Source organism: Methylobacterium sp. C1 (assembly GCF_001854385.1).
Classification (GTDB): Bacteria; Pseudomonadota; Alphaproteobacteria; order Rhizobiales; family Beijerinckiaceae; genus Methylobacterium; species Methylobacterium radiotolerans.
Window position 1 is genome coordinate 6,096,168 of the sequence record NZ_CP017640.1, and the last position, 21,966, is coordinate 6,118,133.

At 72.7% G+C, this 21,966-nt stretch carries 21 protein-coding genes and 1 tRNA gene; 8 read left to right on the forward strand and 14 right to left on the reverse strand.

Annotated elements, in window-relative coordinates; genetic code table 11:
* Positions 1-6: 6 nt before the first annotated feature.
* Positions 7-2,325 carry an FdhF/YdeP family oxidoreductase gene (locus tag BKE41_RS28145; protein WP_024828165.1) on the reverse strand — a complete coding sequence of 773 codons (2,319 nt, stop codon included), beginning with the start codon at positions 2,323-2,325 and terminating at the stop codon, positions 7-9.
* 157 nt (positions 2,326-2,482) lie between these two features.
* On the opposite strand from BKE41_RS28145, the gene BKE41_RS28150 reads away from it, so the two are divergent.
* On the forward strand, positions 2,483-2,656 hold the full coding sequence (locus BKE41_RS28150; protein WP_012322048.1) for a metallothionein: 174 nt from the start codon (positions 2,483-2,485) through the stop codon (positions 2,654-2,656).
* A 412-nt stretch (positions 2,657-3,068) separates the two neighbouring features.
* Here the strand turns inward: BKE41_RS28150 and BKE41_RS28155 are convergent, their stop codons facing one another.
* Positions 3,069-3,356, reverse strand: coding sequence for an MTH1187 family thiamine-binding protein (locus BKE41_RS28155; protein ID WP_071000521.1), 288 nt, complete (start codon positions 3,354-3,356; stop codon positions 3,069-3,071).
* Positions 3,357-3,466: 110 nt separating this feature from the next.
* Positions 3,467-4,369: a LysR substrate-binding domain-containing protein gene (locus tag BKE41_RS28160; protein ID WP_012322050.1), complete on the reverse strand. Its 903-nt coding sequence runs from the start codon at positions 4,367-4,369 to the stop codon at positions 3,467-3,469.
* Between the two features lie 107 nt (positions 4,370-4,476).
* On the opposite strand from BKE41_RS28160, the gene kdgD reads away from it, so the two are divergent.
* The 3 genes from kdgD to gudD all read left to right on the forward strand — a co-directional run bounded on the left by kdgD (position 4,477) and on the right by gudD (position 8,349).
* Positions 4,477-5,391 (forward strand): 5-dehydro-4-deoxyglucarate dehydratase, encoded by a 915-nt coding sequence (gene kdgD / locus BKE41_RS28165; protein ID WP_071000522.1) that lies wholly within the window; start codon positions 4,477-4,479, stop codon positions 5,389-5,391.
* 98 nt (positions 5,392-5,489) lie between these two features.
* Entirely contained in the window at positions 5,490-6,845 is a 1,356-nt protein-coding gene (locus BKE41_RS28170) for an MFS transporter (RefSeq protein ID WP_024828163.1), read from the forward strand.
* A 205-nt stretch (positions 6,846-7,050) separates the two neighbouring features.
* Positions 7,051-8,349 (forward strand): glucarate dehydratase, encoded by a 1,299-nt coding sequence (gudD, locus tag BKE41_RS28175; protein WP_071000793.1) that lies wholly within the window; start codon positions 7,051-7,053, stop codon positions 8,347-8,349.
* A gap of 22 nt (positions 8,350-8,371) precedes the next feature.
* Here gudD and BKE41_RS28180 read toward each other — a convergent pair whose 3' ends face one another.
* Genes BKE41_RS28180 through BKE41_RS28195 form a run of 4 tightly spaced genes read right to left on the reverse strand, consistent with a single transcriptional unit; the run spans position 8,372 to position 12,719 of the window.
* Positions 8,372-9,913: an amidohydrolase family protein gene (locus BKE41_RS28180; RefSeq protein WP_071000523.1), complete on the reverse strand. Its 1,542-nt coding sequence runs from the start codon at positions 9,911-9,913 to the stop codon at positions 8,372-8,374.
* Positions 9,914-9,939: 26 nt separating this feature from the next.
* The gene (locus tag BKE41_RS28185; RefSeq protein ID WP_012322055.1) at positions 9,940-10,746 is read right to left on the reverse strand and encodes an ABC transporter ATP-binding protein; all 807 of its coding nucleotides are present in this window, start codon (positions 10,744-10,746) and stop codon (positions 9,940-9,942) included.
* Positions 10,736-11,662, reverse strand: coding sequence for an ABC transporter permease (locus tag BKE41_RS28190; protein WP_012322056.1), 927 nt, complete (start codon positions 11,660-11,662; stop codon positions 10,736-10,738). Before BKE41_RS28190 ends, BKE41_RS28185 begins: the two co-directional genes overlap by 11 nt.
* A gap of 4 nt (positions 11,663-11,666) precedes the next feature.
* Positions 11,667-12,719 (reverse strand): ABC transporter substrate-binding protein, encoded by a 1,053-nt coding sequence (locus BKE41_RS28195; protein ID WP_012322057.1) that lies wholly within the window; start codon positions 12,717-12,719, stop codon positions 11,667-11,669.
* Positions 12,720-12,896: 177 nt separating this feature from the next.
* Between BKE41_RS28195 and BKE41_RS31470 the strand changes: the two genes are divergently transcribed.
* Positions 12,897-13,103 (forward strand): hypothetical protein, encoded by a 207-nt coding sequence (locus BKE41_RS31470; protein WP_159392829.1) that lies wholly within the window; start codon positions 12,897-12,899, stop codon positions 13,101-13,103.
* Positions 13,104-13,152: 49 nt separating this feature from the next.
* Here BKE41_RS31470 and BKE41_RS28200 read toward each other — a convergent pair whose 3' ends face one another.
* The 4 genes from BKE41_RS28200 to BKE41_RS28215 form a co-directional block, all read right to left on the reverse strand.
* Entirely contained in the window at positions 13,153-13,698 is a 546-nt protein-coding gene (locus BKE41_RS28200) for a GNAT family N-acetyltransferase (RefSeq protein ID WP_029358250.1), read from the reverse strand.
* A 22-nt stretch (positions 13,699-13,720) separates the two neighbouring features.
* Positions 13,721-14,614: an NAD(+)/NADH kinase gene (locus BKE41_RS28205; protein ID WP_012322059.1), complete on the reverse strand. Its 894-nt coding sequence runs from the start codon at positions 14,612-14,614 to the stop codon at positions 13,721-13,723.
* 11 nt (positions 14,615-14,625) lie between these two features.
* Positions 14,626-15,612: an SPFH domain-containing protein gene (locus tag BKE41_RS28210; protein ID WP_071000524.1), complete on the reverse strand. Its 987-nt coding sequence runs from the start codon at positions 15,610-15,612 to the stop codon at positions 14,626-14,628.
* 73 nt (positions 15,613-15,685) lie between these two features.
* Positions 15,686-16,417 carry an NUDIX domain-containing protein gene (locus tag BKE41_RS28215; RefSeq protein WP_063111516.1) on the reverse strand — a complete coding sequence of 244 codons (732 nt, stop codon included), beginning with the start codon at positions 16,415-16,417 and terminating at the stop codon, positions 15,686-15,688.
* 251 nt (positions 16,418-16,668) lie between these two features.
* On the opposite strand from BKE41_RS28215, the gene BKE41_RS28220 reads away from it, so the two are divergent.
* From BKE41_RS28220 to BKE41_RS28230, 3 genes are all read left to right on the forward strand, one after another.
* Positions 16,669-18,858, forward strand: a complete 2,190-nt coding sequence (locus BKE41_RS28220) for a marine proteobacterial sortase target protein (protein ID WP_071000525.1) — start codon at positions 16,669-16,671, stop codon at positions 18,856-18,858.
* Positions 18,855-19,445, forward strand: a complete 591-nt coding sequence (locus BKE41_RS28225; protein ID WP_071000526.1) for a class GN sortase — start codon at positions 18,855-18,857, stop codon at positions 19,443-19,445. Before BKE41_RS28220 ends, BKE41_RS28225 begins: the two co-directional genes overlap by 4 nt.
* Positions 19,446-19,537: 92 nt before the next feature.
* A complete protein-coding gene (locus BKE41_RS28230) occupies positions 19,538-20,290 on the forward strand; it encodes a helix-turn-helix transcriptional regulator (RefSeq protein ID WP_071000527.1) in 753 nt (250 codons plus the stop codon).
* Between the two features lie 44 nt (positions 20,291-20,334).
* Here the strand turns inward: BKE41_RS28230 and BKE41_RS28235 are convergent.
* The 3 genes from BKE41_RS28235 to BKE41_RS28245 form a co-directional block, all read right to left on the reverse strand.
* A tRNA-Gly gene (locus BKE41_RS28235) sits at positions 20,335-20,408 on the reverse strand.
* Between the two features lie 98 nt (positions 20,409-20,506).
* Positions 20,507-21,028, reverse strand: a complete 522-nt coding sequence (locus tag BKE41_RS28240; RefSeq protein ID WP_071000528.1) for a hypothetical protein — start codon at positions 21,026-21,028, stop codon at positions 20,507-20,509.
* 49 nt (positions 21,029-21,077) lie between these two features.
* Positions 21,078-21,920 (reverse strand): 3-keto-5-aminohexanoate cleavage protein, encoded by an 843-nt coding sequence (locus BKE41_RS28245; protein WP_058608045.1) that lies wholly within the window; start codon positions 21,918-21,920, stop codon positions 21,078-21,080.
* Between the last annotated feature and the right edge of the window lie 46 nt (positions 21,921-21,966).

Genomic DNA, 21,966 nt, shown 5'->3' on the forward strand with positions numbered 1-21,966 from the left:
CTCCGCTCAGGGCGCGGCGGTCGCGGCCGTCACCCGCACGGTGATCGCCTTGGCGGCGGGGGTCTTGGACTGCTCGTCGTGGTGCCAGAGCGGCAGCAGGACGTTCAGCTCCGGGTAGTACCCGGCGCAGTTGCCCTCCGGGATGTCGTAGGCGATCACCCGCAGGCCGCCCACGCGCCGCGGCACATGGTCGTCCGCCTCGGTCGCCACGTCGACGCTGATCCCGTCCCTCAGCCCCAGCCGCGCGATGTCGCGCCGGTTCATGAACAGCACGTCCCGGGTGCCCTTCACCCCGCGGAAGCGGTCGTCGTAGCCGTAGACCGTGGTGTTGAACTGGTCGTTCGACCGCAGCGTGATCAGGTCGAGCACGTCCGGGCCGCGCTCGGGCAGGTCCGGGTCGGCCTCGAGGCCCTCGGGCACCGCGAAATTCGCCTTCCCGGTCTCGGTCTCCCATTTGCGGTCGCGGGCGCCGAGCGGCTTCGTCAGGCCGCCGGGCTGGAACATCCGGCCGTTCAGGTCGTGGAACACGCTCGGGTAGGTCGCCTCGATCGCGTCGCGCACCCGCCCGTAATCGGCCACCCAGGCATCCCAGTCGATCCGGGGATTGGGCGGCAGCGTCGCCTTGGCGATCTCCGCCACGATCCAGGGCTCGGAGCGCAGGTGCGGCCCGACCGGTTCGGCCACGCCCCGGGAACCGTGGAAGCGCGCGGTGGAATCCTCCATCGACACCGCCTGCCGGCCGCTCGCCTGCTGGTCGATCTCGATCCGGCCGAGGCAGGGCAGGATGTAGGCGACGGCGCCGTTGACGAGGTGCGAGCGGTTGAGCTTGGTCGAGATCTGCACGGTGAGGCGCTGCCGCCGCCAGGCCGGCTCCATCCGGGCGGTGTCGGGCACGGCGCGCAGGAAGTTGCCGCCGAGCCCGACGAAGGCCTTCACGCGCCCGTCGAGGACGCCCTCGCAGGTCTCGACGGTGTTGAGGCCCTTCTCCCGCGGCGGCTCGAAGCCGTAGAGCTCCCGCAGCTTGTCCAGCGGCGCCAGCTCGGGCTTCTCGGTGATGCCGACGGTGCGCTGGCCCTGCACGTTCGAGTGGCCCCGCACCGGGCAGATCCCGGCGCCGGGCTTCCCGATATTGCCGCGCAGGAGCAGCAGGTTCACGAGCATCCGGACGGTCTCGGTGCCCTTGCGGTGCTGGGTCAGGCCCATCCCGTAGATGCCGATCACCGCCTTCGCGCGGGCGTAGACCCCGGCTGCGGCCTCCAGCGCGGTCCGGGTGAGGCCGGAGCGCCGCTCCAGCGCGGCCCAGTCCTGCCCGTCGCAGAAGGCGACGAAGGCCTCGAACCCGTGGGTGTGCTCGGCGATGAAGGCGTGGTCGAGCACCCGGGGCCGGCCGGCGGCCTCCGCGGCCCGGTCCAGGGCGAGCAGGGCCTTGCACAGGCCGGTGAGGGCCGCGAGGTCGCCGCCGGCCTTCACCTGGTGGTACTGCGTCGAGATCTTCGTGGACGAGCGGGTGAGCATCTCCACCGGCGATTGCGGGTCGGTGAAGCGCTCCAGCCCGCGCTCGCGCAGCGGGTTGAAGGTGATGATCTGCGCGCCCCGGCGTCGCGCCTCCTGGAGCGGGTGCAGCATCCGCGGCGCGTTCGACCCGACGTTCTGGCCGAAGAAGAAGATCAGGTCGGTGGTCTCGAAATCCTCCAGGAGCACCGTGCCGACCGGCGCGCCGATGGATTGCGGCAGTGCCACCGAGGTCGGCTCGTGGCACATGTTGGAGGAGTCGGGCAGGTTGTTGTTGCCGTAGAGGCGGGCGAGCAGCGCCCACATGTAGCTCGTCTCCAGCGAGGCCCGGCCCGAGGCGTAGAACACCACCGATCGCGGATCCTGCACGCGCAGGTCCTTCAGCTCCCGGCCGATCTCCGCGAGGGCCTCCGCCCAGGCGACGGGCCGGTAGCGGTCCGTCGCCGGGTCGTAGCGCATCGGGTGGGTCAGGCGGCCCTGCTCCTCCAGGGCGTAGTCGCTCCAGCCGAGGAGCTCCGTCACGGTGTGCGCGGCGAAGAAATCCGGCGTCGCGCGGCGGCGCGTCTGCTCCCAGGCGGTCGCCTTGGCGCCGTTCTCGCAGTACTCGAAGGCGAGCGGCTTGGCGGGCTTCGCCCAGGCGCAGGACGTGCACATGTACCCGTCCGGCTTGTTCTGCTTCAGCAGCATCGCCGAGCCGGTGACCGGCACGCCCTCCCGGGTCAGGATCTCGACGAGGGAGCGGGCCGAGCCCCAGCCGCCCGCCGGCCCGTCATAGGGCTCGATCCGGACGTCGTCGGTCTTCTGCTCGGCCATAGCGCCCTCCCACCCGGCGCAGCGATCACCGGACCGGGGGAACGCGCGAGCGGGCGAATGGGATCACGGGCGCGTCACCGCGCCCGGGGAAGGGTTTCCTCGCCGCCGTCGCGGCTCTAACGTCGACAAGCGGACTGTCCCGCCGGAGGAGGAAATCATGGCCAGCGTCGACGTCGAGATGGTGAAGTGCGCCTGCCAGGACTGCGTCTGCGTGATCCCGGTCGCCAAGGCCGTGTCGCGGGACGGCAAGGCCTATTGCTGCGACGACTGCGCGGACGGCCACAAGGATCACGCCGGCTGCGAGCATGCCGGCTGCGCCTGCCACGGCTAGGGCCGCTCCCGATCGCGGCTCGACGGTCTCGCGACGCATCTGCGGTCGAGACAGCCGCAACGCGCCCCCTCTCCCGCCCGGGAGAGGGTTGGGGTGAGGGGCACGACGTTTCCGGATCGCACGCCGTCGCGGCTCGGTCAGGGTGCGCTGTGTTCGGACAGACCTGATCCCTCACCCTGTCCCTCTCCCGCACGGGAGAGGGGACCCGCGCCTGGCTCGGGACAGGCTCCGCGATCGTCGTCGTCCCGACCTCGGTGAGATCAGGCCTACCAGAGGGTCAGGCGCTCTCGTTTCGGGGCGCCGAAGGCGGGCCCGGAATCGCGACGCTCCGTCGGTGTGAGACCTGCCGACCCCGGCACTGCATCACCGGCTCCGCGGCGCGACCCCGGGATGGCGGGCGATGGGCGCGCGGTCAGGAGACCGCGGCGAGCTTGTCGGCCATCGACTGGTCCTTGTCCCGGCGCGTCGAGAAGATCAGCGTGAAGAAGGTCCGCTGGACGCCGAGCTCGGCGAGCCTCGCCTCGCACCGCTCCGCCAGCGAGCAGATCTCCGACAGCTCGCCCTCGATGTTCGTGCCGTTGGGATGCATCGTGGCGGTGAGCCCGCTCGACTCGATGATCCCCTTGATTTCCCGCACGTAGGGCGAGACCGACGGGCCGACGCCCATCGGCACGATGCAGAGGTCGGCCGAAACTCTCATGGTGCCTGCCTGATCCGGGAGGGGCGGCCCCGGCCGGCAGCGCGACCGGAAGCGGGGCGAGCGGGCAGCCTATCGCCGGCGGCGGCGACTTTCCAGGGCGGCGCCGGCGGTCACGCCTCGCCGGTCTCCAGCGCCGCGGCCCGCACCGAGGGCAGGCACGGATTGGCGTTGTCGCTGCGCCACGCGAGCCACAGCTCCGGTCCGGTCGCGGCCGGCAGGGCGATCGGCCGGAGCCGGATGTCGGCCATGCTGTTGCCCCGGGCGCTGCCCGGCACCAGCGCGACGCCGATGCCGGCGCCGACGAGGGCCAGCATCGCGTGGACCTGGTTCACCCGCTGCACGATCCGGGGCTGCACGCCCCCGGCCTCGAACAGACGGTCGAGCAGGTCGATGAAGTAGCGGCCGCCCCGGGGCGACCACGTCACGAAGGCCTCGCCGTCGAGGTCCCTCAGGGTCGGCGCGCGCGCCGCGGCGAGGCGGTGCCCGCGCGGGACCGCGAGGAGGAGCCGCTCGCGCGCCAGCGGCGCGGTGGCGATCGCGGATTTCGGATCCTGCAGGACCGGGGCCGGCCGCAGGATCGCGAGATCCGTGCGGTTCTCGCCCAGCGCCAGGATCTGCTCGTCCGAGACCATCTCCTCCAGCACGAGGTCGACCTCGGGCAGCGTCCGGCGGACATGGGCGACGACCTGCGGCAGCGTCCGGTAGGCCGAGGCGGCGGTGAAGCTGAGGCGCAGCACCCCGCTCTCGCCCCGAGCGGCGCGGCGCGTGATGCGGGCGGCGTTCTCGGCCGCCGCCAGCACCCGGTAGGCCTCGGCCAGGAAGGTGCGGCCCGCCGGGGTCAGGCGCACCGCCCGGGTGGTCCGCTCCAGCAGCGTCACGCCCAGCGTCTGCTCCAGCATCTGGATCTGCCGCGACAGGGGCGATTGGGTCAGGTTCAGCCGCGTCGCGGCCCGGCCGAAATGCATCTCCTCGGCGACGGCGACGAAGCTGCGGGCGTGGCCGAGATCGAACATTGATGCAGGATCCGGGATAATCCAGCCAAAATCAACGTTGGACGCATTTAACGCCGGCGCCTAACCCCGGACGCGACACCGAACGGTGCGTTCCAGGGAGAGGATCGATGGCGAGCATGAACCCGGCCGAGATGGCGCGCGTGCTGGGCTCCGGCCTGCTGTCGTTCCCGGTCACGCATTTCCGCGACGACCTCAGCTTCGACGAGACCGCCTACCGGGACAATCTCGGACGTCTCGCCGACTACAAGGTGTCGGGCCTGTTCGCCGCCGGCGGCACCGGCGAGTTCTTCTCGCTGACGCCCGCCGAGATCGACCGCGTCCTGCGCGCCGCCGTCGAGGAGACCCGCGGCCGGACCCCGGTCATCGCCCCCGCCGGCCAGGGCACCGCCCTGGCGGTCGAGATGGCCCGGGCCGCCGAGGCCGCCGGCGCGGACGGGATCCTGCTGCTGCCGCCCTACCTGGTCGGCTCCGAGCAGGCCGGTCTCGCCGCCCATATCGAGGCGGTCTGCCGCGCGACCGCCCTGGGGATCATCGTCTACAACCGCGCCAACGCCCAGCTCGACGAGCGGACGCTGGCCGGCCTGTGCGAGCGCTGCCCGAACCTCGTCGGCTTCAAGGACGGCGTCGGCGACGTCGAGCTGATGACCCGGGTCTACGCGGCGCTGGGCGACCGCCTGACCTATATCGGCGGCCTGCCCACCGCCGAGACCTTCGCGCTGCCGTACCTGGAGATGGGCGTCACCACCTACTCCTCGGCGATCTTCAACTTCCTGCCGGAATGGGCGCTGTCCTTCTACGACAGCGTCCGCCGCCGGGACCGCGACGCGGTCTACCGGGAGCTGCGCGACTTCGTCCTCCCCTACATCGCGATCCGCAACCGCAAGCGCGGCTACGCGGTCTCGATCGTCAAGGCGGGCATGAGCGCCGTCGGCCGCCACGCCGGCCCGGTCCGGCCGCCGCTGACCGAGCTCGACGCGGCCGAGCGCGCCGAGCTGACGGCCCTGATCGGCGACCGCCGCTGAGCCCCCGCCTCGACACCCAAGACGGATCCGCCGAGCCAACGGCGGCCACGACCCGCTTCCCGGATCAACCGGATGGCGACGAGCCAGGGAGAACGTCCATGAGTGCCAGTTCGACCGGCGCGCCGAGCACCCTGCTCGCCGCCGCCGACGCGGGTCGCCGCACCCGCGTCCGCCTGCTGATCGTGGCGATGCTGTTCGCCGCCACGACGATCAACTACGCCGACCGCGCGACCATCTCGATCGCCGGGCCCGACATGGCCAAGGAACTCGGCCTCTCGCCGGTCCAGATGGGCTACGTCTTCTCGGCCTTCGCGTGGTCCTACGTCCTCGCCCAGATCCCGGGCGGCTGGCTCCTCGACCGCTACAGCGTCAAGTGGGTCTACGCCGCCGCCGTCGCCCTCTGGTCGGCCTTCACGCTGGTCCAGGGCGCCGTGGGCTTCTTCACCGGCCTGACCGCCGTGGTGCTGCTCTTCGCCCTGCGGCTCGCCGTCGGCCTCACCGAGGCGCCGGTCTTCCCCGCCAACGCCCGGATCGTCGCCGCGTGGTTCCCGACCCGGGAGCGCGGCATGGCCTCGGCGTTCTTCAACTCGGCGCAGTACTTCGCCACGGTGCTGTTCACGCCGCTGATGGCGTGGATCGTCCACACGTTCGGCTGGCACCACGTCTTCACCAGCATGGGCCTGCTCGGCATCGCCTTCGCGGTGCTGTGGCTGCGCGTCGTCGACAGCCCGAAGCACCACCCGGCGATGAACCAGGCGGAGCGGGACTACATCGAGGCCGGCGGCGCGCTGCTCGACATGGACGGCCAGAGCCGGGGCAGGCAGGGCGATGCCGGCCGGACGCTGCGCCAGCTGCTCGCCAACCGGATGCTGCTCGGCATCTATGTCGGCCAGTACTGCATCACGGTGCTGACCTACTTCTTCCTGACGTGGTTCCCGGTCTACCTCGTCAAGGAGCGCGGCCTGTCGATCCTGCAGGCCGGCTTCGCGGCGGTGCTGCCGGCGCTGTGCGGCTTCATCGGCGGCATCCTCGGGGGCGTGATCTCCGACCTGCTCCTGCGCCGCGGCTTCTCGCTGACGGCGGCCCGCAAGATCCCGATCGTCGGCGGCATGCTGCTGTCGATGAGCATCATCGGCTGCAACTACGTCCAGGCGGACGCGGTCGTGGTCGGGCTGATGGCGCTGGCCTTCTTCGGCAAGGGCATCGGCGCGCTCGGCTGGGCGGTCGTCGCCGACACCTCGCCGCGGGAGAGCGGCGGCCTCTCGGGCGGCCTGTTCAACACCTTCGGCAACACCGCCGGCATCACCACGCCGATCGCGATCGGCTACATCGTCCAGAGCACGGGCTCGTTCAACGGCGCCCTGGTCTTCGTCGGCCTGAACGCCCTCGTCGCCTGCTTCTGCTACCTCGTGGTGGTCGGGGAGATCCGCCGCGTCGAGCTCAAGGCCCACTGACCCGCCCGCCGGGCCGGCCCCGGCCGGTCCGGCTCCGCAACGATCCCGCCCCGCGCCCGGCGAAGACCGGCCGGGGGCCCCCGAGGAGGACGCCATGGATCACGCCAAGGATCACGCCAAGGATCACGCCAAGGATCACGCCAAGGATCACGTCACGTCGAACGAGAGCCGCCACGCCGCCCGCCACACGCCGACCGTGACCGCTATGACGGTGGTGCCGGTGGCCGGCCACGACAGCATGCTGCTCAACCTCTCGGGCGCGCACGGGCCGTACTTCACCCGCAACCTCGTGATCCTGACCGACTCCACCGGCGCCACCGGCCTCGGCGAGGTTCCCGGCGGCGAGGGCATCCGCAGGACCCTGGAGGATGCCCGGGACCTCGTGATCGGCCAGCCGCTCGGCGCCTGGAACGCGGTGCTCAACGCCATGCGGACCCGCTTCGCCGATCGCGACGCCGGCGGCCGCGGCCTCCAGACCTTCGACCTGCGCATCACCATCCACGCGGTGACGGCGGTCGAGTCCGCCTTCCTCGACCTGCTCGGCCAGTACCTCGACGTGCCGGTGGCGGCGCTCCTGGGCGAGGGCCAGCAGCGCGACGCGGTCGAGATGCTGGGCTACCTGTTCTACGTCGGCGACCGCACCCGCACGGATCTCGGCTACCGGGCGCCGAGTGCCCGCGACGGCTGGTTCCGCCTGCGCGACGAGGAGGCGCTGACCCCCGAGGCCGTGGCCCGGCTCGCCGGGGCCGCCTACGACCAGTACGGCTTCAACGACTTCAAGCTGAAGGGCGGCGTGCTGCGCGGCGAGGACGAGATCGCCGCCGTCACCGCGATCCACGAGCGGTTCCCCAAGGCCCGCGTGACGCTCGACCCGAACGGCGCGTGGTCCCTCGACGAGGCGATCCGCCTCTGCAAGGGCCAGGGCCACGTCCTGGCCTACGCGGAGGATCCCTGCGGCGCCGAGGGCGGGTTCTCGGGCCGCGAGATCATGGCCGAGTTCCGCCGCGCCACCGGCCTGCCCACCGCGACCAACATGATCGCCACCGACTGGCGGCAGATGAACCACGCGATCCAGCTCGGCGCCGTCGACATCCCGCTGGCGGACCCGCACTTCTGGACGCTCGCCGGCTCGGTCCGGGTGGCCCAGCTGTGCCGCGACCACGGCCTGACCTGGGGCTCGCACTCGAACAACCACTTCGACGTGTCGCTCGCGATGTTCACCCACGTGGCCGCGGCGGCGCCGGGCAACGTCACGGCGATCGACACCCACTGGATCTGGCAGGACGGCGAGCGCCTGACCAAGGAGCCTCTGGCGATCCGCGGCGGCCTCGTGCGGGTGCCGGAGCGGCCGGGCCTCGGCATCGAGCTCGACATGGCGGCGGTGGAGGCGGCCCACGCCCTCTACCGCGACCACGGCCTCGGCGCCCGCGACGACGCGGCCGCCATGCAGTTCCTGATCCCCGGCTGGACCTTCGACAACAAGAAGCCCTGCCTGGTCCGCTGAGGCCCGACCCGGGCCCGCGCCGTCAGACGCGCGAGCTCGGGCGGTAGAACGGCTCGTGCCGCGACGGGTCGATGTAGTCGGCGTAGAAGCGCCGCGCGTGGGGGAGCAGCGCCTTCGAGAGCTGGCGCCGCTCGACCTCGTCGTCCGAGAGCGCCCGCGACAGGTCGTCGTGGAGCGCCTTCAGGGCGGCGTCGCGGTCGACCCGCGTGAAGCGCCCGTCCGCGTAGAGCACCTCGCCCTCGCACAGCACCGCGGTGACGCCGCCGGTCTTGGCCCGCTGGATCACCGCGTCGAGGAGCGGCGTCTCCGGGTCGAGATACGGGTAGGCGATCTGGTCCCAGTCGATCAGGACGAGGTCGGCGCCCTTGCCGACCTCGATCGTGCCGAGGCCGTCGCCGTAGGGGGTGGTGCGGGCGCCGCCGACGGTCGCCATCCGCAGCACCTGCGCCATGCTCGGCACGTCGGCCTCGTCCATGCCGGGCACCCGGTGGGCGCGCAGCACGAGGCGCATCTCCTGGAGCATGTCGCGGTCGTCGTTGATGCCGGCCTCGTCGAGGCCGATCGCCGTGTTGATGCCCTTCGCCTCGAACCGGTTGAGCGCCGCCACGCCGGAGCGCAGCCGGAAGTTCGACGAGCAATTGTGGCAGATGCAGGTGCCGGTGGCCGCCACCCGGTCGATGTCGGATTCGTTGAGCCAGACGCCGTGGCCGAGCGTCAGGCGCGGACCGAGCATCCCGAACCGGTCGAGGTACTCGAGGGCGGTACCGCCGCCGCGCTTCTCCGCGTAGGCCTTCTGGTAGGCGGTCTCGACGAGATGCATGTGCATCGGCACGTCGTAGGATTCGGACAGTCCGGCGAGCCCTTCGAGGGCCGCGTCGGAGCACCAGTGCAGGTTGGCGGGCGCCAGCTGGATCTTGGCGCGCGAGGCCCCCTCCTGGCCGGCATGCAGGCTGCGGAAGAGCGAGAAATTGTCCTCCAGGGACATCTGGAAGCGCTCGAACCAGCGCTTCATCGGGTCCTGCAGCGGCGCCGGCAGGCTCGCCACGAAATCCATGTCGGCCTGGTAGACGAGACGGTTCTGGTCGCGGACCGCGAAGCAGTACGAGACCCGCATGCCGATGTCGCGATAGGCGCGCAGCACCTCGTTGGAGCGCGCCTCGACCTCCTCCAGGCTGCCCGGCATCCAGCCGTGGATGTGCTGGACCGTGGTGATCCCGGAGCCGATCATCTCGAAGGCCGAGTAGAGGGTGTCGAGGTAGAGGTTCAGGTTGCGCGCCACCATGCGGGTGACGAACCACAGCTCCAGGGGCATGTCGGGTGAGCCGAGCTGCACCGGCGTCAGGCCGACATGGTGGTGGCCGTTGACGAAGCCCGGCAGCAGGATCTCGCGGCCGGAGCCGATCACCGGGGCGTCGGGGTAGCGGGCGTGCAGGTCCGCGTAGGTGCCGACCGCCGCGATGACCCCGTCCTTCTGAAGGACCGCGCCGTCGGCGATCTCCTCCCAGCGATCGTGGTCGAGGGTACGGGTGATCATCCGCCGGCTGCGGATCAGCGATGTGGCCATGGTCGTGTCCGTGTTGGGGGAGGGGGTCAGACGAGCGCTTCCTGCTCGGCGAAGGCCCGGTCGACCTCGTCGCGCAGGAGCTCGGTGAGGTGACGCCGCAGCGCCTCGGCCTCGGGCGAGAACGGGTCGCGCGGGCGGGCGAGGTCGTTGCGGACGATCGTCTTGATCCGACCGGGGCGGGCGGTGAACACCACCACGCGGTCGGCGAGCGCCACCGCCTCGTCGATGTGGTGGGTCACGAACAGCACCGAGGCGCCGCTGTCGCGCCAGACGTCGAGCAGGAAGTCCTGCATCTTCTGGCGGGTCTGGACGTCGAGCGCCGCGAAGGGCTCGTCCATCAGCAGCACCTTCGGGCGCATGGCCAGCGCCCGCGCCACGGCCACCCGCTGGCGCATGCCGCCGGACAGCTCGTCCGGCCGCTTGTCGAAGGCCTCGGCCAGGCCGACGCGCTGGAGCGCCGCCCGGGCGACGCTCCGGCGCTCGGCCTCCGGCACGCCCTTCAGCGACAGGCCGAAGCTGACGTTCTGCCAGACGCTGAGCCAGGGCAGCAGCGAGGTCTCTTGGAAGATCAGGCTGCGCTCCGGCGACGGGCCGGTGACCGGTTCGCCGAAGGCCAGGAGCTCGCCCCCGGAGGCGGGTTCGAGCCCGGCGATCAGGTAGAGCAGCGTGCTCTTCCCGCAGCCCGAGGGTCCGAGGAACACCACGAACTCGCCGGGCCGCACGGTGAGGTCGATGTCGCGCAGGGCCTCGTGGGCGCGGGCGGTGCCGGCCGCCCAGACCTTGGCGACGCCGCGGCAGGAGACGGCGTCCTGGGATGCAGGATCAGAGGCCAAGGGAGGACCCCGCGTCGCGCGGCAGCCAGTACAGCAGCCGCCGCTGGACCAGCCGGAACAGCAGGTCGAAGGCGAAGCCGAGCAGGCCGATCAGCGTGATGGTGAAGAAGACGAGCGACGGGTTGAACGTGTTGCGCGCCAGCATGATCACTTGGCCGAGCCCGTAGCCGACGCCCGTCGCCTCGGCGACGAGCACCACCATCCAGGCGCCGAACAGGTTGAGGCGCAGCACCGCGAGCAGGCCCGGCAGGATCGCCGGCACGATCACCCGGGCGTAGATCTGGCGCTTCGTCGCCCCCATGGTCCGGGCGACGTTGATGTAGTTCCGGTTGACCCCGTCGATCTGCTGGATGGTCGAGAGCACCATCGTGAAGAACAGGGCGATGAACACCATGAAGATCGCCGGGGCGTTGCCGATCCCGAACATGAAGATCGCCACCGGCAGCCACGCGATCGGCGAGACCGGCGCCAGGAGCGTGATGGTCGGCAGGGTCAGACGCTCGAACAGCTTGAAGTAGCGGATCCCGACGCCGACCAGGATCGACAGGGAGGCCGCCAGGGCGAGGCCCGCCAGCACGCGGCCGGTAGAGGCGAGCACCGTGATCAGCACCGCCATGGCGGGGCTCGGGCCGGTATTCATCCCGGTGCCGATCTGCCAGCGCTGCGCGGTGTTGAAGAAGCGCGCCTGCTCGGCGAGGTTGCCGAGGAAGATGTGCGGCGGCGGCAGGAGCTTGGCGTCGGCGATGCCGAGCGCCCAGAGCAGCTCCCAGAGACCGGCGAAGCAGCCGACCGAGACCAGCATCCAGCCGGTCCGCTGCAGGAGCGGGACGAGCCCGTCGGGCAGCGCGAGGCGCTGACCGAACGGGAGGCGCGGCCGGACGTGCGGGACGGCGGCGCGGGCGAGATCGACGGCCATCCGCTCAGGCCGACTTCAGCTTGAGCTTGCCGTAGAGGTCCGGGTTCTCGGCGATGACCTGCTCCAGCAGGGTCCAGTCGATCGCGTCGCGGCCGGGCTTCTTCTTGATGTAGCCCATCTCGGCCACGGAATCGGTCCGGTCGAGGATGAACTGCGTCTGATTGCGGGCGTCCACCACCGACGGCTGCCGGCCCATGGCGAGCTGGGCGTTGCTCATCGAGGTCTTGTAGTAGGAGCCGACGAGCTTGTTCAGGGCGGCCTGGGGGTCGCCCTCGGCCATGGCCTGGGCCTTCATCATGCCCTTGATCAGGGCCTTCACGGCGGCCGGGTTCTTGGCGATCAGCTCGTTGCGGACCGCCAGCACGCAGTCGGTGTAGCCCTTGCCGTAGATGTCGGTGCCGTCGGAGAGCTTCACCGCGCCCTTCACGTCGGTGAGCAGCGCGGTGCCGTAGGGCTCGATCGTCGAGATGATGTCCAGCGCCCCGGCGCGGAACGCCTCCACGGCCTCCGGGGTCGAGCCCATGTAGCGGACCGTGATGTCCTTGAAGGCGACGCCGTTCTTCTTCAGCCAGTCGTAGGGCAGGACCTCCAGCGTATCGAGCTGGAAGGTGCCGAGCGTCTTGCCCTTGAGCTTCTCGGGGCTGTCGAGGCCCGGCTGGGCCACGAGCACGCAGCCCTCGATGCCGCCGCCCGCCACGATCTTCACCGGGGCGCCGGCGTCGTAGAGCGCCATGAAGCTCGTGTAGGGCATCACGCCGGCATCGACCTGGCCCATCCCGAGGAAGGTGACCTGATCCGAGAAGGTCGGCGTGTTGACGAAGTCGATGGTGAGCCCGTCATCCTTGGCGAGCTGCATCGCCTCGGCCAGGAAGAAGTTCAGGTTGCAGAAGCCGGTGCCGTGGGTCGCCCGGATGCCGGTGGCCGCCGCGGCCGGGCTCGTCAGTCCCGGGCCCACCGCCAGGGTCAGCGCGGCGGCGGTCCCGCCGAGGAAGCGCCTGCGGCTGGGCTTGAACCGCGTGAAATCCGGGACGCGATAATCGCCGTGACGGTCGCACATATCGACTCTCCTCAGAGGGCGGATCGCGCGATCCGCCGGACGGCGCGTGCCGGTGCTGAATCGGAGGGATCGGAGCTCGGGACAGGCTCAAGGCAGTCGCGGAGATCCGGTCGCCCGGCACCTCACCACATCGACGGCACGCCAACCTCTAGCCGCCGCCGGGGCGACGCTGCGCTGGTGAATACGAACCAAGAAGCGTGCCAGACGCGGGGATCGGCGCCGTCGAAGAGCCGCACCGCCGTCCTCGCGAGCGGCGCGAAGCGATCCAGCAGCGCCACGCCTCCGGACGTCGCGCTGCCCTGGGTTCACTTCGTTGCGCTCGTGATGACGGACACCGTCGGCGCGCCGGGTCTCGACCGGTCCGCCGCCCGCGAAAGCGGCTGAGTGCCGCCGGCGTATTCAGCCGGGCTCCTCGGACAGTGCCGGACCGGCCTCAGCCGCGCGCGGAGCGCTCGGCCCATTCCCGGCGCAGGACGGCGTACTGCATCGTGTTCTCGAAGATCGGGTTGCCCCGGTCGTCGTCCACGAAGGAGATGAACTCGCGGAACAGACCCTCGGGGCGCATCCCCAGCGCCTCGCACAGGCGGCGCGAGGCGGCGTTGTCCTCCTCGACATAGGCGTAGAGCCGCCGCGCCCGCCGCTCGGAGAACAGGTGTCCGAACAGGGCGGTCGCGGCCTCGCGGGCGTAGCCCGCGCCGCCGTACGCGGCGTTGAAGTTCCAGCCGACCGAGAAGGTGTCGGGCGGTTCTGGGAGGCAGAACAGGTCGCCGATCAGCCGGTCGGACGCGGCCAGGCACACGGCCACGTGCTCGTCGTCGCGGCCGCGCCGCTCGGCCTCCGCCTGCGCGTCCGCCGGCGTGTCGAGGCGGCCGCTCAGGAAGCAGCGCGCCCGCGGCCGGTGCAGGTAGGCGAACAGGTCGGCGGCGTCGTCCGGCCTGAAGCGCCGCAGGATCAGGCGGTCGGTCCGGATGGCGATCATGGGGCTCCCGGTCGGGGCCGCGCTACGCGGCCACGAGGTTGAAGGTGCGGTCGGCCGGCGCGAGGCTCACCCGCCGCCCCCAGTCGAAGGCGACGAAATCCTGCTCGATCCCGTCCGAGAACACCACGCCGCCCTCGTTCATCCGCGACACCACGGTGAGGGGCGACCCGGCGAACTTGCCGCCGCGCAGGTCGGTGCCGGTGGCGACGCTCGGGAACGGCTCGCGCACCCAGTAGCCGAACGCCGCCTCCTCGATGCCGACCTCCACGGTGAGGTGCGTGGCCTCGCTGATCGAGCGCGCCCAGCCGGTCAGGCCGGTGCCCGAGGCCACGATCAGGCCGCTCGACGAGTGGTCCTCCGCCCGCGCCCCGTCGTCGATCCGGTAGCGCGCCGATTGGTGGCTGCGGTGGCCGACGAAGATCTCGTTCAGGGCGAGCAGCCGCTCGCCGCCGTCGAAGGTCGCCTGCACCATGGTGCGCCGCTGGAGGGGCGCGGCGCCGGCGGCGCTGGCGGGCAGGAGCGCGCGCAGGGCCTCGACCCGCGCCCGGGCCAGCACGCCGTCGTAGAGGTCGGGGGCCGGGTTGACGCCGACCACCGGCTGCCCGTCGAGGTACTTGGCGACGTTGGCCACGAGCCCGTCCTGCCCCACCGCCACGACCACGTCCTCGGGGGCGAACAGGAAGCGGTCGAGGTCGGGGCGCCGCACCAGGGCCTGCCGCCAGTCCAGGGGCACGCAGGCCCGGGCCTCGGCGAGCACGGCCTGGAACTGGGCGTGGCGCGCCTCGACCTCGGCGAGCGTCTGGTCCCGGCTCTCCAGGAAGAACCGGACTTGGCCGCGGGTCGCGTGCCGGGCGATGAGCAGCTCGTAATCCGTGTCGCGGATCACGAAGACCGCGCGGGGGGTGATGGCCGGCACGGCGGGCCTCCTCAGCGCGGCGCGAGCCGCGCGGGAAGCGCGCCCCGGAACTCGCCGAGGACCGCCGCCAGCAGGTCGGGCGTGACGTTGACGTGCTCGATGGTCTCCAGCTTGCCGGCGAGCTCCCGGGCCGCCAGCCCGAGCAGCACGGCGGGCGGCATGTCGCGGTAGACGGCGGCGCGGCGCTGCTCCGCCTCGGCCCGGGCCCCCTCGACGAGCCGGATCCGCTCGGCCTCCGCGGCCGCCTCCAGGCCCCGCGCCTCCGCGACGCCGGCGGCGCGGTCGCGGGCGTTCTCGGCTTCCTGCGCGATCAGCACGGTCTCGCGCCGGGCCAGCTCGGTCTTGGTCGCGAGCTCGTTCTCCGCGATGGCGCGCTCCTTCTCGACGGCGAGGGCGCGCCGGGCGAAGGTCGCCTCGTCGGCCTTCTGCTGCAGGGCCTCGAAGGTCGGCGTCTGCAGGGCGCGCTCCAGCTCGCTGGTCGGCGCGAGGTTGGTGAGCCGCACCGACACCGCCGCGACGCCGATCTCGGCCAGCGCCGGGGCGGCGACCAGCACCCGCTCCAGCACGGCGCGCAGCGGCTCCGGCCCGGCGTCGAGGAGGGCGCCGATCGGGCTCGCGCCGAGATACTGCAGCACCGCCTGGCCGGCGATGCCGCCGAGGCGGCCCTCGATCCGCTCGATCGGCTCGCCCTGCAGGCGCCCGGTGCGGAGGTCGATCGAGAAGTCGACCCGGCTCGCCAGCAGCTCCGGATCGACGACGTGCCAGCCGATCGTCCCCTGGACCACGACGGTCTGGAAGTCCCGGCTCCGGCCGCGGACGAACAGGGTCATCTCGCGATCGTCGACCGGCACCTCGCTGATGCTGGCGGTCTCGGGCCGGAACCAGAAGACCAGACCCCGCCCGCTCTGCCGGACCCGGCCGTTGCGGAAGCGGACGATGTGGCTGCTCGCCTCGCTGCGGAGCTGGGCAATCACACCGATGTTGCGGACCGTGGCCATGATGGTCTCCTCGAAGCGCTCTCCGCCGGAGTGGGTGCCGGTTCGGCTCGAGAGAGCGCGTTGAAACAAAGCCTCAGAACTGACCCGAGCTGTCGAAGCGGAAGAGTTCGGCGGGGCGGAACGCCGTCCCGGCCTCGCGGGCGCCCGTCGGCGCGATCCAGCCCCGGTCGCGCATGCGGCGGCGGAAGGCGGATTTGTTGAGGGGCGCGCCGCGGATCGCCGCGTGCACGTCCTGGAGCTGGCGGAGGGTGAAGTGCTCCGGGAGCAGCGCGAAGCCGACATCCGTGTAGTCGAGCTTGCCGCGCAGCCGCTTCACGGCGAGCGCCAGGATGTCGGCGTGGTCGAAGGCGAGGGCGAGGGGGCCGCCGTTCTCCGACTCGGCCGAGACCGGGCCGCCGGCCTCGCCCGCCCAGGGCACGACCAGTGCCGCCGCCGTCAGCGCGGCGCCGCCCGCCAGGGCCTCGGTGAAGGCGGCCTCCGGCAGCAGCGCTAAATAGGCGACCGAGACGATGCGCATCCGCGGATCCCGGTCCACCGCGCCGAAGCTGTAGAGCTGCTCGAGCCGCGCCCGCCTGATCCCGGCCTTCTCGCGCAGGACGCGCCCCGCGGCGGCGTCGAGGGTCTCGGCGATGTCCACGAACCCGCCCGGCAGCGCCCAGAGGCCGGCCTGAGGCTGCCGGCTCCGCCGCAGGAGGAGGGCGGCGAGCCGCCCCGCCCGGATCCCCAGCAGGACGAGGTCGACCGCCAGGGCGGGCCGCTCGTAGGCCTCAGGGTCGTAGCCTGCCAGGAACTCGGATTCGGTCATCGGCCGATTTCTACTCAAGTTGAGCATAACTAAGACGCGGATTGCGCATATGTCAAGCCGGGAGCGGATCCGTCAGGACGCGTCGCGCGGCGCACAGCTCCGCACCGGCGCCGGACAGATCCGCCCGGGCGCGGCCGGCAGGTACGGCCCGAGCCGGGAAAAGGGCGAAGCTTCTCGTGGCGGCGGGGCGGCGGGCGCGGGAGCTTCAGCGACGGGCCGGCCCCGATCCGCCGGCGCAGGAGGTTTCCCCGATGCCGTTCTTCGCTCCACGATCCGCGTTCGAGCCCCCCCGCAACGCCGCGCTGTCACCCCTCTTCCTCGCGCTGCTGGCGCTCCTCGTCATGCTCGCCTCGGCCCACGCGGCGCCGGGGCCGGCACGGGGCGGCCTCACGCTGCGCGGGCCGTCCGGCACCGCGCCGGTCGAGGCCGTCCAGCTCGCGACCGACATCAGCGTCGACGTCAGCGGCCCGACCGCCCGGGCCACCGTCACCCAGGCCTTCCGCAACGTCACGGCGGAGTGGGTCGAGGGCACCTACCTGTACCCCCTGCCGGAGGACGCGGCCGTCGACGGGATGAAGCTCGTCGTCGGCTCCCGCGTGATCGTCGCCGACATCCGCGAGCGGGCGGCGGCCAAGCGCGCCTACGAGGCCGCGAAGGCGGCCGGGCAAGCGGCGGCGCTCACCGCGCAGGAGCGGCCCAACGTGTTCACCAACGCGGTCGCCAATATCGGCCCCGGCGAGACGGTGCTGGTCCAGATCACCTATCAGCAGACGATCCCCGTCTCCGGCGAGACGCGGACGCTGCGCCTGCCCCTGGTCGTCGCGCCCCGCTACAAGCCCGCCCCCGCCTCGGTGGACGCGGTCTCCCTCGACGGCACGGCCGCGGCGGCCCGCGACCCGGTTCCGGATCGCGCCCGGATCAGCCCGCCGGTGCTCGACCCGGCCCTGTCCCCGCCGACCAACCCGGTCGCCGTCACCGTGCGGCTCCGGGCGGGCTTCGCCGTCGGCGCCGTTCAGAGCGCGACCCACGCGATCCGCGTGATCGAGACCGGCCCGGAGGCGCGGACCGTCACGCTCGCCGAGGGCGTCGTGCCGGCCGACCGCGATCTCGAGCTGACCTGGGCGCCGGTCCCGAGCCGGATGCCCGGCCTCGGCCTGTTCCGCGAGACCGTGGCCGGCCGGACCTATCTGCTGGCCGCCGTGAGCCCGCCGGCGATCGAGGCCGACGCGGCCGCCCGGCCGGCGCGCGACGTCACCTTCGTCATCGACAATTCCGGCTCGATGTCGGGCGCCTCGATGCGGCAGGCCAAGGCCGGGCTGCTGGCCGGCCTCGGCCGCCTGAGCCCGCGGGACCGCTTCAACGTCATCCGCTTCGACGACACCTGGGACGCGCTGCATCCCGAGCCGGTCCCGGCGACGCGGGCGGCCCTGGCCGAGGCTGAAGCCTTCGTCGCCGCCCTGGAGGCGCGCGGCGGCACCGAGATGCTGGCGCCGCTCAAGGCGGCGCTCGCCGACCCGCACCCGGAGGACGGGCGCGTCCGCCAGGTCGTGTTCCTCACCGACGGCGCCGTCGGCGACGAGGAACGGATCTTCGCGGCGATCCACGCGGATCTCGGGCGCACGCGCCTGTTCATGGTCGGCATCGGCTCGGCGCCGAACGGCCACCTGATGCGCCACGCCGCCGAGATCGGCCGCGGCAGCTTCACCGAGATCCGCGACCTCGCGCAGGTCGGCGAGCGGACCCGGGCACTGTACGAGAAGCTGGAATCCCCCGCCGTCACCGACCTGACCGCGACCTTCTCGGTCCCGGGCGTCGCGGTCACGCCGGGCGCGCTGCCCGACCTGTACCGCGGCGAGCCGCTGGTCTTCGCCGCGCGGCTGCCGGGATCGGCCGAGGGAGGGCTCCACGGGACCGTGACCGTATCGGGCCGGGTGGGCGGCCGGACCTGGACCCGGACGCTGCCGCTCTCCGGAGCGGGCGAGGGCGCCGGCATCTCCAAGGTCTGGGCGCGCTCCCGGATCGGCGAGACCGAGACGGCGCGCATCACCGGGCGGCTCGGCGCGGACGCGGCCGACGCCACCATCCTGGCGCTGGCCCTGGAGCACGGCCTGACGACGCGGCTGACCAGCCTCGTGGCCATCGACGCGACCCCGCGCCGCACGCCGGGCACGGCCCTCGTCGCCGCCGACCTGCCGCTGAACCTGCCGGCGGGCTGGGACTTCGCCAAGGTGTTCGGCACGGACCGGCCCGGCGCCGCGCCCGCCGACGACGGGGCGGCCCGGATCGTGCCGATCCGCGCCGACGGCGGGGCGGTCGACCTGCCGCAGACCGGGGCCGGGATCGTGGCGCAGCTCGGCCTGGGCCTGCTCCTCGCCCTGTTGGGCCTCCTGCTGCGCACCGGCCCGACGATCGGCGGCCGGCGGACCGGGAACGCGCGATGAGCCGCCGTCCGGGGACCGGACTGGGGAGGGCCCTCGCGGCCCTCCTCACCCTCGCGGGAATCGGGCTGGCGGCGCAGGCCGCCTGGATCCCCGCCAAGGCCGCCCTGGCGCAGCTGCTGCTGGAGCGCGCCTTCGCCCGCACCCTGGCCGAGGGTCGGCCCGCCCGGCCCTGGCCCTGGGCGGACACCGAGCCGGTCGCCCGGCTCACCGTCGCGGGCCGCGGCTTCGTGGTGCTGAGGGGCGGGAGCGGGCAGGCCCTGGCCTTCGGCCCCGGCCATCTGGACGGCACCCCGGAGGCCGGCGCGCCCGGCACCGCGGTCATCGCCGCCCACCGCGACACGCAGTTCGCGGTGCTGGGGCAGCTCAGGCCCGGCGATCCGGTCATGGTGACGGGCCGCGACGGCCGGACCCTGCGCTTCCGAGTCACCGGCACGCGGGTGGCGCGCTGGGACGCCTCGGGCATCGACCCGCAGGCCCCCGGCCGGCACCTCGACCTCGTCACCTGCTGGCCCCTGGAGGCGCTGCGGGCCGGCCCGCTGCGGCTGATCGTCGAGAGCGAGCTGGCCTCGGAGGCGGGGCGCTCCTGACTCGTGGGCGTGGACGGCCAGCCCGGCCGCGCTTGCGCAAATGTGCGGTTTCGTGCGGATCTGTGCGGGCCAAGCCCGTGCGAGCCGTGCCTGTGAGCGAGATCGAACTGTCCGAGGCGCAGAGCCGCGCCATTGCCCAGACCGTGCGCGAGGCGCTGGCTCGCCGGCGCATCTCCCGGCAGACGCTGGCCGAGGAGGCCCGGATCAGCATCTCGACCCTGGAGAAGGCGCTCGCCGGCCGCCGGCCCTTCACCCTGGCGACGACGATCCGGCTGGAGGAGGCCCTGGGCCAGTCCCTCCGCCAGGAAACGGGGCGCCCGACCCCGGAGGCGGCCCGCCACGCGCCCGACGAGCTCGGCTCCTACTCGCGGGAGAGCGTGGCCTGGATCGAGGGGCGCTACCTCACCCTGCGGCCCTCGTTCGGGACGGCGGGCGCGATCTTCGCCTACCGCACCGAGATCGCCTGGGACGCGGACGCCGCCCGCCTCGTGTTCCGCGAGGCCGAGCGGCTCGACGCGCCCTTCGCGCAATCCGGCAGCGTCGCCGTGCCGAGCCAGTCGGGCATGATCTACCTGGTGACCAACTGGCACGGGCAGCACCGCCTCGCGGTGCTGTGCCGCCCGAACATCCAGGGCGAGATGTACGGGGTCCTGACCACCCTCCACGCGGGGCGCGGCACGCAGCTGACCCCGGCCGCTTCACCCCTGGCGCTGCTGCCCGAGCAGGCTGGCGCGCACGGGTACGGGCGGATCGGGCCGGACGAGCCGGGCTACGCGCCGTACCGGGCCTATCTCGCCCGGGTGCACGACGACGGCTACGCGACCTTCTTCACGGGCGTCGCCTGACAGGGTCTGACGGGTGAGCCCGAAGGCGCGGAGCGCGGCGGGCTTGGAGCGGGTACCGGGAATCGAACCCGGGTATTCAGCTTGGAAGGCTGCTGCTCTACCATTGAGCTACACCCGCGCGGGCGGATCGTTAGCACGCCGGGTCGGCCGTGAGAAGGTGGGGCGGGATCGCCGCCGCGCGGGCGACGTCCCGAATCCGCGGCGTCGCCGGCCGGCTCACAGGCACGGGTTCATGACAGGCTCGCGCGGGATCGAGAGCAGGTCGTCGACCTGGGCGCGCAGGCCCGCGGCGCCGCCGGTCCGCAGGGCCTCGTACAGGGCCTCCGCGTCGCGGCCGCAGACCGCGCCGGGCCGCTGCTCCGGTTCCGTTGTCCCGTCGCGCGGCGGGACGGCCCTGTCCGGGGCGTTGTCGGCGATGAACCGATCGATGCGCGCGAGCGCGGCGCGCAGTTCCTGCTGGAAGTCCGGGTCGGCGCCGGCGTGGCACGCCTGTCCGACGGCGCGCATCGCCTGCAGGATGCCGCGCATGCACAGCACCGCACCCTTGCCGGTCCGGTCGACCTTCGTGACGGTGTCGCCGCGCCGGATGGTCTGGATCCCGTTCACGAGCGCCTCCGCCGGTCCCGGTCCGGCCTGCCCGGGAGCCTCCGAGGACACCGCCAGGAACGCGCAGGCCGCGGCGGCGCAGCCGACGATCAGGGATCGCGGTCGGGACGGCGTGCGTGTCGTCAGGCGCATGGATCCGGCGCCGTCTCCACCGCGCGGCCGCGGGAACACCCGCGCGCGATCAGCCCAGGCCCAGGGCGGCGCGGGCCTCCGCGGGCGTGGCGACGCGGCGACCGTGGCGCGCCACCGCCTCGGCGGCGAGGCCGACGAGCTCGGCGTTGCCGGCCGCCAGACGGTCCTTCGTCACCCGGATGTTGTCCTCCAGGCCGGTGCGGACCGCGTCCGCCCCGCGGGCGAGCGCCCAGTCCATCACGATCGCCTGGTTGCGGCCGATCCCGGCCGCCGTCCAGGTCGCCTCCGGCAGGATCCGGCGGGTCTCGGCGAGCAGGATGTCGAGGAGGTGCTCCTCGGCCGGCATCGCGTTCTGGACGCCCATCACGAACTGCACGTGCGGGCGCGCGTCGATCAGGCCCGCCTGCACGAGGCGCTTGGCCCCGTGCAGGTGCGAGAGGTCGAAGATCTCGATCTCGGGCCGGACGCCGTACTGCTTCATCTGGCCGGCGAGGTCGGTCACGAGACTCGCCGAATTCTCGTAGACGATCGTCGGGAAGTTGACCGAGCCGGTGGACAGGGAGGCCATGTCGGGCCGGTGCCTGAGCGAGAGGCCGCGGGCGGCCGGGTCGCGCCCGCGCCCGCCGGTCGAGAACTGCACGATCATCCCCGGGCAGTGCCGGCGCAGCCCCTCCTGCACGGCGGCGAACTTGTCCGGGTCGGAGGAGGGCGACTCGTCGTCGTTGCGCACGTGGATGTGGCAGAGCGTGGCGCCCGCCTCGAACGCCTGATGGGTCGACTCGATCTGCTCGGCCACGGTGACCGGAACGGCCGGGTTGTCCTTCTTGCGCGGCACCGAGCCGGTGATCGCCACCGCGATCACCACGGGTGCGTCGCTCCGGGATCCTGCCATTCGCCTGTCCTCCCTGCCTCATCCGGGTTCCGCGACCGGGATAGCG

Coding starts and splice junctions, on each gene's coding strand:
- BKE41_RS28145 (WP_024828165.1), bottom strand. CDS start 2,325: ATGGCCGAGCAGAAGACCGACGACGTCCGGATCGAGCCCTATGACGGG.
- BKE41_RS28150 (WP_012322048.1), top strand. CDS start 2,483: ATGGCCAGCGTCGACGTCGAGATGGTGAAGTGCGCCTGCCAGGACTGC.
- BKE41_RS28155 (WP_071000521.1), bottom strand. CDS start 3,356: ATGAGAGTTTCGGCCGACCTCTGCATCGTGCCGATGGGCGTCGGCCCG.
- BKE41_RS28160 (WP_012322050.1), bottom strand. CDS start 4,369: ATGTTCGATCTCGGCCACGCCCGCAGCTTCGTCGCCGTCGCCGAGGAG.
- kdgD (WP_071000522.1), top strand. CDS start 4,477: ATGGCGAGCATGAACCCGGCCGAGATGGCGCGCGTGCTGGGCTCCGGC.
- BKE41_RS28170 (WP_024828163.1), top strand. CDS start 5,490: ATGAGTGCCAGTTCGACCGGCGCGCCGAGCACCCTGCTCGCCGCCGCC.
- gudD (WP_071000793.1), top strand. CDS start 7,051: ATGACGGTGGTGCCGGTGGCCGGCCACGACAGCATGCTGCTCAACCTC.
- BKE41_RS28180 (WP_071000523.1), bottom strand. CDS start 9,913: ATGGCCACATCGCTGATCCGCAGCCGGCGGATGATCACCCGTACCCTC.
- BKE41_RS28190 (WP_012322056.1), bottom strand. CDS start 11,662: ATGGCCGTCGATCTCGCCCGCGCCGCCGTCCCGCACGTCCGGCCGCGC.
- BKE41_RS28195 (WP_012322057.1), bottom strand. CDS start 12,719: ATGTGCGACCGTCACGGCGATTATCGCGTCCCGGATTTCACGCGGTTC.
- BKE41_RS28200 (WP_029358250.1), bottom strand. CDS start 13,698: ATGATCGCCATCCGGACCGACCGCCTGATCCTGCGGCGCTTCAGGCCG.
- BKE41_RS28210 (WP_071000524.1), bottom strand. CDS start 15,612: ATGGCCACGGTCCGCAACATCGGTGTGATTGCCCAGCTCCGCAGCGAG.
- BKE41_RS28215 (WP_063111516.1), bottom strand. CDS start 16,417: ATGACCGAATCCGAGTTCCTGGCAGGCTACGACCCTGAGGCCTACGAG.
- BKE41_RS28220 (WP_071000525.1), top strand. CDS start 16,669: ATGCCGTTCTTCGCTCCACGATCCGCGTTCGAGCCCCCCCGCAACGCC.
- BKE41_RS28225 (WP_071000526.1), top strand. CDS start 18,855: ATGAGCCGCCGTCCGGGGACCGGACTGGGGAGGGCCCTCGCGGCCCTC.
- BKE41_RS28240 (WP_071000528.1), bottom strand. CDS start 21,028: ATGCGCCTGACGACACGCACGCCGTCCCGACCGCGATCCCTGATCGTC.
- BKE41_RS28245 (WP_058608045.1), bottom strand. CDS start 21,920: ATGGCAGGATCCCGGAGCGACGCACCCGTGGTGATCGCGGTGGCGATC.